Origin of the sequence: Pseudomonas sp. CM27, assembly GCF_013179515.1 — a bacterium.
GTDB lineage: Bacteria > Pseudomonadota > Gammaproteobacteria > Pseudomonadales > Pseudomonadaceae > Aquipseudomonas.
Window position 1 is genome coordinate 1 of sequence record NZ_JABMCN010000202.1, and the last position, 8262, is coordinate 8262.

Genomic DNA, 8262 nt, shown 5'->3' on the forward strand with positions numbered 1-8262 from the left:
GCCGCTACCCCATCGTGCAGACCGCCATGGGCTGGGTGTCGGACGCCAACCTGGTCATCGCCACCACCCAGGCCGGCGGTTTCGGCTTCCTGGCCGGGGCGACCCTGGCCGCCGATGCGCTGGAGGGCCAGATCCGCAAGGTGATCGAGGCCACCGGCGGCAGCAACTTCGGCCTGAACTTCCACATGTTCCAGGACAACGCCGCGCAGTGCGTCGACCTGGCCATTGCCTACCGCCTGCGCGCCGTCAGTTATGGTCGCGGGCCGGATGCGCAGACCATCGCCCGCTTCAAGGCCGCCGGGGTGCTGTGCATCCCCACCGTGGGTGCGCTCAAGCATGCCCTGAAGGCCGAGCAGCTGGGCGCCGACCTGATCACCCTGCAAGCGGGCGAGGGCGGTGGCCATACCGGCGGCGTACCGGGCACGATCCTGCTGCCGCAGGTGCTGGCGGCGGTGCGCGTGCCGGTGATCGCCGCTGGCGGGCACTCCACCGGGCGCGGCCTGGCGGCGGTGCTGGCTGCCGGGGGCAGTGGCATCGCCATGGGCACGCGGTTCTTGATGACCCGCGAATCACCCACCCCCGCCGCCACCCTGGCGCGCTACCTGAAGGTGGCTGACCCGCAGCAGGTGCGGGTCACCACCGCAGTGGACGGCATGCGCCACCGCATGATCGAAAACCGCTTCATCAACCGCCTGGAACAAGCCGGGCCGTTCGCCCGCCTGCGCATTGCCCTGGGCAGCGCCTGGCAGTGGAAGCAACAGACCGGCATGAGCCTGGCGCACATGGCTACGGTGTTCCTGCGCGCCCTGCGTGAAGACCCGGCGGCGCTGGCGCAGGTGGTGATGGCCGCCAACCAGCCGGTGCTGCTGCAACGCTCGATGGTCGACGGCCTGCCGGACGACGGCATCCTGCCCAGCGGCCAGGTGGCAGCAGCCATCAGCGACCTGTTGACCTGCCGCGAGGTCATCGAAGGCATCGCCGCCGAAGCCGCGCAGTGCCTCGATGCCTTGCTTGCACGCTGCCCGGAGCACACACCGGCAGCCGTTGCCGACCGACTGGCCCTCACTGGAGAACGTTCATGACTTGCGCCTTTACCACCCAGATCGACCAGGGGATCGCGGAGCTTGTGATCGACAAACCGCCGGTCAACGCCCTGGACAGCCAGCAATGGCACGCCCTGGCCGCGCACATCAATGCCCTTGGCAGCAACCCCGAGGTGCGGGTGATCGTGATCCGTGCCGAAGGGCGGGGGTTCTGCGCCGGTGTCGACATCAAGGAGCTGGATGCACACCCGGAACGCATCGTTACGGTCAATGCCGGCAACTACGAAACTTTCAAGGCCGTGCACCGTAGCCCGGTGCCGGTGATCGTCGCCGTGCACGGCTTTGTGCTGGGCGGTGGCATCGGTATCACTGGCGCTGCCGATATCGTCGTTGCCGCCGATTGCGCGACCTTTGCCTTGCCCGAGGTTGACCGCGGTGCCATGGGCGGCGGTGCGCACCTGCAGCGGCTGTTCCCGGTACAGAAGGTGCGCTACCTGTTCTTCACCGGTGCCAGCATCGGCGCGCCAGAGGCCCAGGCCTACGGCTTTATCGAGCGGGTGGTGCCCAGGGCGCAGCTGCGCGAAACGGCGTTGGAGATTGCCGCCCGCATCGCCGCCAAGAGCCCGGCCATGATCCGCCTGGCCAAGGAAGCCCTGAACGGCATCGAGGACGGCAACCTGGAAGACAAATACCGCTGGGAGCAGGGCTTCACCCTGCAGGCCTACACCAGCCCCGACTCGGCTGAAACCCGTCGGGCGTTCGTCGAAAAACGCGACGCGAAGTTCTGAGGGCACGCCATGCAACTGACCTATACCCCCCAACAGCAAGCCTTCCGCGCCGAAGTGCGCGCCTGGCTGGCGCACAATATGCCGCGTGAACCGCTGGCCAGCTATGACACCCGCGAAGGCTTCGAGCAGCACCGTGCCTGGGAGGCCAGGCTGTTCGAAAGCCGCTGGTCGATGGTGATGTGGCCCGCCGAGCTGGGCGGGCGCGGCTGCGACCTGATCGAATGGCTGATCTTCGAGGAGGAGTACTACGGCGCTGGCGCACCCATGCGGGTCAACCAGAACGGCCAGCTGCTGCTCGGCCCCACGCTGATGGAATTTGGCACGCCCGAACAGAAGCGCAGGTTTCTGCCGCGCATGGCGGCAAGCCTGGACATGTGGGCGCAGGGTTGGTCCGAGCCCAATGCCGGCTCCGACATGGCGGCAATCACCAGCAAGGCGCTGCTGGACGGCGACCATTACGTGATCAATGGCCAGAAGACCTGGTCGACGCGTGCCACCTTTGCCGACTGGCTGTTCGGCCTGTTCCGCAGCGAGCCGGGCTCGGCCCGCCACCATGGCTTGTCGTTCCTGATGGTGCCGCTGAACGCACCGGGCGTGACCATTCGCCCGATCAAGGCGCTGAACGGCAAGGATGCCTTCGCCGAGGTGTTCTTCGACGATGTACGGGTGCCGGTGGCCAACCGCATTGGTGCCGAAGGGCAGGGCTGGCATGTGGCGATGGCCACCGCCGGGTTCGAGCGCGGGCTGCTGTTGCGCTCGCCGGCGCGCTTCCAGCACACCGCCCGCAAGCTGGTGCAGCTGTTCAAGGCCAGCCCGCACAGCGCAGCACGCGACCCGGGGCTGGGTGATGCAGTGATCGACTGCTGGATGGGCGCCGAGGCCTACGCCCTGTCGGCCTACCACACCGTCGGGCGCCTGGGGCGCGGCGAGCAGATTGGCGCCGAGTCGAGCATCAACAAGATCATCTGGTCGGAGCTCGACCTGAAAATGCACGAGACCGCCATGCGCCTGCTGGGCGCTCGCGGTGAACTGCTGGCCGGCGCCAGGCAGGCCGAGGACGCCGCCGGCTGGCTGGAAGGCTTCCTGTTTGCCCAGTCCGGGCCTATCTACGCCGGCACCAACGAGATCCAGCGCAACATCATCGCCGAGCGCATGCTCGGCCTGCCCAAGTAAGGACCAGGCCATGGACTTCACCTTTACCGATGACCAGCTGTCGTTTCGCGAAGCCATCAGCCGTTTCCTGATGACCGAGGCCGCCCCGGAGATGCTCCGCGAGATCTGGGAAACCGACGCCGGCCGCTCGCCGGACCTGCGCAACCGCATCGCCGCCCAGGGCCTGACCGCCTTGTCGGTGCCCGAAGCCGAGGGCGGGCTGGGCATGGACGATGTCGCCTGGGCCTTGATGACCCAGGAACTGGGCTACTACGCCATCCCCGATTCGCTGGCGGACACCGCCTATGTCGCCAGCGGCCTGTTGAGCCGGCTCGACCCACAGCACCCGGCGCGTGCGGCGCTGTTACCCCGCATCGCCGAAGGCAGCATGCGCCTGGCGATCAGCCACCCGGTCAACCCGTTGGTCAGCGACGCCCAGCTGGCCGAGGTGTTGATCTTGCCGGCCGGCGATGACTTGCACCTGGTGCCGCGAGCGGCGGTGGATGTGCAGGCGCAGCCGAGTATCGATGCCTCCAGGCGCCTGGGTCAGGTCAGCTGGAACCCCACCGCGCAGACCCTGCTGGCCAGCGGTGAGCAAGGCCGCCGCCTGCAAGCGCAAATGCTCGACCGCGGCGCGCTGTCGGTGGCCGGGCAATTGCTCGGCCTGGCCCAGCGCATGCTCGACCTGTCGGTGGACTACGTGGCCCAGCGCAAGCAGTTCGGCAAGCCGATCGGCAGTTTCCAGGCGGTCAAGCATCACCTGGCAGATGTGGCGCGGCAGGTGGAGCAGGCCAAACCCGTGCTGTACCGCGCCGCTCATGGCCTGGCCAATGCCGAGCCGGGTGCTTCGGTGTGGGTTTCGCAAGCCCGGCTGGCCTGCTGCGAGGCCAGCTGGCTGGCCGCGCGCAAGGGCATCCAGGTGCATGGCGCGATGGGGTACACCTGGGAAGTCGACCTGCAGATGTTCATGAAGCGGGCCTGGGCGCTGGATGCGTCGTGGGGCGACCGCGGTTTCCACAAATCCCGTGTCGGTGCCTACCTGTTCGCCGACCACGCCCGGCTTGGGCCCGGGCATACCTTCGAGGAGTGAACCATGCCAGAGGCCTATATCGTCGATGCGCTGCGCAGCCCCACCGGCAAGCGCAAGGGTGCGCTGGCCGAGGTCCATGCCATCGACCTCGGCGCGCATGTGCTCAAAGCACTGGTGGCGCGCAATGCCGTCCCCGCAGAAGACTACGACGACGTGATTTTCGGTTGCGTCGACACCATCGGTGCCCAGGCGGGGGACATCGCCCGCACCAGCTGGCTGGCGGCCGGGCTGCCGCTTGGCGTGCCGGGCACCACCGTGGACCGCCAGTGCGGCTCGTCGCAGCAGGCGCTGCACTTTGCCGCCCAGGCGGTTATGAGCGGCACCCAGGACGTGATCGCAGTGGGGGGTGTGCAGACCATGACGCGCATCCCGATCGCCGCGGCGATGCTGGCGGGGCAGCCATTGGGCTTTGCCGACCCGTTTTCCGGCAGCGAGGGCTGGCGCAGGCGCTTCGGCGCGCAGCCGGTCAACCAGTTCTATGCTGCCCAGCGCATTGCCGAGCACTGGCAGATCAGCCGCGAGCAGATGGAGGCGTTTGCCCTGGAGAGCCATCGCCGGGCGCTGGCGGCCATGGCCAGCGGCCGCCTGGACCGCGAGATCGTGGCCTGTAACGGCTTGCGCGAGGATGAAACCCCGCGCCAGACCACCCTGGCAAAGATGGCCGAACTGCAGCCAGTCGACCCGCAATATCCGTCTATCACGGCGGCAGTGTCGAGCCAGACCTGCGATGCCTCGGCGGCGTTGCTGGTGGTGTCGGAAGCTGCGCTGAAACGCTACGACCTGACCCCCAGGGCGCGCATTCACCACCTGACCGTGCTGGCTGACGACCCGATCTGGCACCTGACCGCACCCATTGCCGCCACGCGCCGCGCCTTGCAGCGCAGCGGGCTGCGCATGGCCGACATCGACCGGGTGGAGATCAACGAAGCCTTCGCCTCGGTGGTGATGGCCTGGAGCAAGGAACTGGACTACGACCCGGCGCGCACCAACGTCAACGGCGGCGCCATCGCCCTGGGTCACCCGCTGGGTGCCAGCGGCGCACGGCTGACCACCACGCTGCTCAACGAACTGGAATGCAGCGGTGGCCGCTACGGCCTGCAAACCATGTGCGAAGGCGGTGGCCAGGCCAACGTGACCATTATCGAGCGCCTGTGACGCGCAGCTTGTCAACCGTATGCAAAGGAGTGGGACATGGCGATATGTGAAGGCCGCACGGTGATCATCACCGGTGCCGGCGGCGGGCTGGGCCGTGCCTATGCGCTGGCGTTTGCTGGCGAGGGCGCGCGGGTGGTGGTCAACGATATCCGTGCCGAGGCGGCGCAGGACGTGGCCGGCGAGATCCTTGCCAGCGGTGGCCAGGCGATCGCCAACAGTGACGACATCACCACGCTGGACAGTGCCCAGCGCATAGTCGATGCCGCGCTGGCGGCGTTTGGCGAGGTGCATGTACTGGTCAACAACGCCGGGGTGCTGCGCGACCGCATGTTCATCAGCCTGTCCGAAGAGGACTGGGACCTGGTCATGCGTGTGCACCTCAAGGGCCATTACTGCCTGGCCAACATCCTTGGTCGACGCTGGCGCGACCTGGCCAAGGCCGGCACCCCGGTGGCGGCGCGCATCATCAATACCAGCTCCGGCGCCGGCTTGCAGGGCTCGATCGGCCAGTCGAACTACGCCGCAGCCAAAGGCGGCATTGCCGCGCTGACCCTGGTGCAGGCGGCGGAGCTGGCTCGCTACGGGGTGACGGCCAATGCCCTGGCACCGGCCGCACGCACGGCAATGACCGAGAGCGCCATGCCGGAGGTGGTCAAGGCACCGGATGACGGCAGCTTCGATGCCTGGGCGCCAGACAACGTCGCGCCGCTGGTGGTGTGGCTGGGTAGCGAAGCCTCGGCGCAGGTGACCGGGCAGGTATTCGAAAGCCAGGGCGGGCGGATTTCCCTGGCCGATGGCTGGCGCACCGGCACTACACAGGACAAGGGCGGCCGCTGGCAGGTACAGGAAATCGGCCCGGTCATCGCGCAGATCCTGGGCCAGGCGCCAGCGCCGCAGAAGGTTTGGGGCAGCTGAATGCCGCCCCTGAGCCACCCCCCACTTTTGGAGTGCCCCACGTGAAGCAAGCCCCTGCCTATGTACCCGGTCACCAGCTGCTGGCCGGCAAGTCGGTACTGATTACCGCCGCTGCCGGTGCCGGCATCGGTTATTCGGCGGCCCGGCGCAGCGCCGAGGAAGGCTGCCGGGCCTTGATGATTTCCGATGTGCACCCGCGTCGGCTGGAGGAGGCGGTCGAGCGCCTCAAGGCTGAAACCGGCCTGCAGGCCATTCACGGCCAGCTGTGCGATGTCACGGTCGAGGCCGACGTGCAGGCCTTGGTCGACCGCGCCGAAAGCCTGCTGGGCGGCGTCGATGTGCTGATCAACAACGCCGGCCTGGGCGGCCAGAAGACCGTGGTCGAGATGACCGACCAGGAGTGGCAGCGGGTGCTGGATGTGACCCTCACCGGTACCTTCCGCATGACCCGCGCCATGCTGCCGCACATGCAGCGCCGTGGCGCCGGCGCCATTGTCAACAACGCCTCGGTGCTGGGCTGGCGGGCGCAAAAGGAGCAGGCGCATTACGCGGCGGCCAAGGCCGGGGTGATGGCGCTGACCCGCTGCAGCGCCCTGGAGGCGGCCGAGCATGGTGTGCGCATCAATGCCGTGGCGCCGTCGATCGCCCTGCACGACTTTCTCAAGAAGGCCTCCAGCGAGGCGCTGCTGGCCAGCCTGGCCAGCCGCGAAGCCTTCGGCCGCGCGGCCGAAGTCTGGGAAGTCGCCAACGTGATGATGTTTCTGGCCAGTGACTACGCCTCCTACATGGTCGGCGAAGTGCTGTCGGTCAGTTCACAGCAAGCCTGAGGAAACTGCCATGAGCCATACCTTCAACAGTGCCCAGGCCTTGCTGGCCGCCGAGGGCACGGAGCTGGGCTGCAGCGGCTGGCTGACCATCAGCCAGCCGCGTATCGACCTGTTCGCAGAGGCCACCGGTGACCATCAGTGGATTCATGTCGACCCGCAGCGTGCGGCGTCCGGGCCGTTCGGGGCGTGCATCGCGCATGGCTACCTGACCCAGTCGCTGGTCAACCTGTTCCTGCCGCAACTGCTGGTAATCGACAACCTGGCGATGGGGGTGAACTACGGCTGTGACCGGGTGCGCTTCCCGGCGCCGGTGCGGGTCGGTGCGCGGGTGCGTGGCCGTGGCCAGATCCTGCGCGCCGAAGCGCTGGGTGACAGCGTGCAGCTGGTGGTACGGGTCACTGTCGAGATCGAGGGCGAAAGCCGCCCAGGCTGCGTGGTCGACACCATCAGCCGTTACACCTTCAACCCTGTTGCCGAGTGAGCCTGTGATGGACATGAATGAAGCCGTTATCGTCGCCACCGCCCGTACTGCGCTGGCCAAGTCGTTCCGTGGGTCGTTCAACGACACCGAGGCGCCTGTGCTGGGTGGCCACGTGGTGCGCGCCGTGGTCGAGCGTGCGGGGGTCGAGGCCGAGGCCATCGACGATGTGATCATGGGCGCCGCCGTGCAGCAGGGGACCCAGGCCTACAACATCGGCCGGCTGTGTGCCTACACCGGGGGCTTGCCCGCCAGCGTGGCCGGCATGGCCGTGGACCGCATGTGTGCCTCGGGCCTGATCAGTATCGGCCTGGCAGCCAAGGGTATCGTCACCGGCGAGCTGGGAATCGCCATTGCCGGTGGCGTGGAGTCGCTGTCGCTGACCCAGACCCGGCACAAGAACACCTATCGGGCGCAGTCCCAGGCGGTGCTGGAGGTGATGCCGGATGCCTATATCCCCATGCTGGAAACTGCAGAAATCGTTTCACGCCGCTACGGCATCAGCCGCGCGGCCCAGGACGAGTACGCGCTGCAAAGCCAGTTGCGCACGGCGGCGGCCCAGCGCAGCGGGTTGTTTGACGAGGAACTGGTAGCCCTTGAAGTCGACAAGCTGCTGTTCGACAAGGAAGGCCAGCCTGCCGGGCATGAGCGGGTGCGGGTCGAGCGCGACGAATGCAACCGTCCAGGCACGCGGCTCGAAGACCTCGCAGCGCTCAAGCCGGTGTGGAAGGATGGCAAGTGGGTCGGCGCTGGCGAGTTTGTCACGGCGGGCAATGCCTCGCAGTTTTCTGACGGTGCTTCGGCCAGCCTGCTG

The 8262-nt window shown here is 67.6% G+C and carries 9 protein-coding genes; all 9 read left to right on the forward strand.

The features are described from left to right. On the forward strand, window positions 1-1082 hold a 1082-nt coding region (locus tag HP547_RS21690), incomplete at its 5' end, for a nitronate monooxygenase family protein (protein ID WP_172287398.1). After that, complete coding sequence (locus HP547_RS21695; RefSeq protein WP_172222686.1) at window positions 1079-1831, forward strand: enoyl-CoA hydratase family protein; 753 nt, start codon at window positions 1079-1081, stop codon at window positions 1829-1831. The genes HP547_RS21690 and HP547_RS21695, both read left to right, overlap by 4 nt. A gap of 9 nt (window positions 1832-1840) precedes the next feature. Further along, the gene (locus HP547_RS21700; protein ID WP_172222681.1) at window positions 1841-3004 is read left to right on the forward strand and encodes an acyl-CoA dehydrogenase family protein; all 1164 of its coding nucleotides are present in this window, start codon (window positions 1841-1843) and stop codon (window positions 3002-3004) included. 10 nt (window positions 3005-3014) lie between these two features. Beyond that, on the forward strand, window positions 3015-4073 hold the full coding sequence (locus HP547_RS21705) for an acyl-CoA dehydrogenase family protein (protein WP_172287399.1): 1059 nt from the start codon (window positions 3015-3017) through the stop codon (window positions 4071-4073). Between the two features lie 3 nt (window positions 4074-4076). After that, the gene (locus HP547_RS21710) at window positions 4077-5228 is read left to right on the forward strand and encodes an acetyl-CoA C-acetyltransferase (RefSeq protein WP_172287400.1); all 1152 of its coding nucleotides are present in this window, start codon (window positions 4077-4079) and stop codon (window positions 5226-5228) included. Between the two features lie 36 nt (window positions 5229-5264). Beyond that, on the forward strand, window positions 5265-6143 hold the full coding sequence (locus HP547_RS21715) for an SDR family oxidoreductase (RefSeq protein ID WP_172231236.1): 879 nt from the start codon (window positions 5265-5267) through the stop codon (window positions 6141-6143). A gap of 41 nt (window positions 6144-6184) precedes the next feature. Further along, the gene (locus HP547_RS21720; RefSeq protein ID WP_172231233.1) at window positions 6185-6970 is read left to right on the forward strand and encodes an SDR family oxidoreductase; all 786 of its coding nucleotides are present in this window, start codon (window positions 6185-6187) and stop codon (window positions 6968-6970) included. Window positions 6971-6980: 10 nt separating this feature from the next. After that, window positions 6981-7451 (forward strand): MaoC family dehydratase, encoded by a 471-nt coding sequence (locus tag HP547_RS21725; RefSeq protein ID WP_172231230.1) that lies wholly within the window; start codon window positions 6981-6983, stop codon window positions 7449-7451. Between the two features lie 7 nt (window positions 7452-7458). Beyond that, window positions 7459-8262 (forward strand): acetyl-CoA C-acyltransferase (locus tag HP547_RS21730; RefSeq protein ID WP_172287401.1); only part of this gene is annotated, 804 nt, incomplete at its 3' end.

What these genes read in the sequence shown, in the direction of transcription:
- HP547_RS21700 (WP_172222681.1), top strand. Translation starts at nt 1,841, where the DNA reads ATGCAACTGACCTATACCCCCCAACAGCAAGCCTTCCGCGCCGAAGTG.
- HP547_RS21695 (WP_172222686.1), top strand. Translation starts at nt 1,079, where the DNA reads ATGACTTGCGCCTTTACCACCCAGATCGACCAGGGGATCGCGGAGCTT.
- HP547_RS21725 (WP_172231230.1), top strand. Translation starts at nt 6,981, where the DNA reads ATGAGCCATACCTTCAACAGTGCCCAGGCCTTGCTGGCCGCCGAGGGC.
- HP547_RS21715 (WP_172231236.1), top strand. Translation starts at nt 5,265, where the DNA reads ATGGCGATATGTGAAGGCCGCACGGTGATCATCACCGGTGCCGGCGGC.
- HP547_RS21705 (WP_172287399.1), top strand. Translation starts at nt 3,015, where the DNA reads ATGGACTTCACCTTTACCGATGACCAGCTGTCGTTTCGCGAAGCCATC.
- HP547_RS21710 (WP_172287400.1), top strand. Translation starts at nt 4,077, where the DNA reads ATGCCAGAGGCCTATATCGTCGATGCGCTGCGCAGCCCCACCGGCAAG.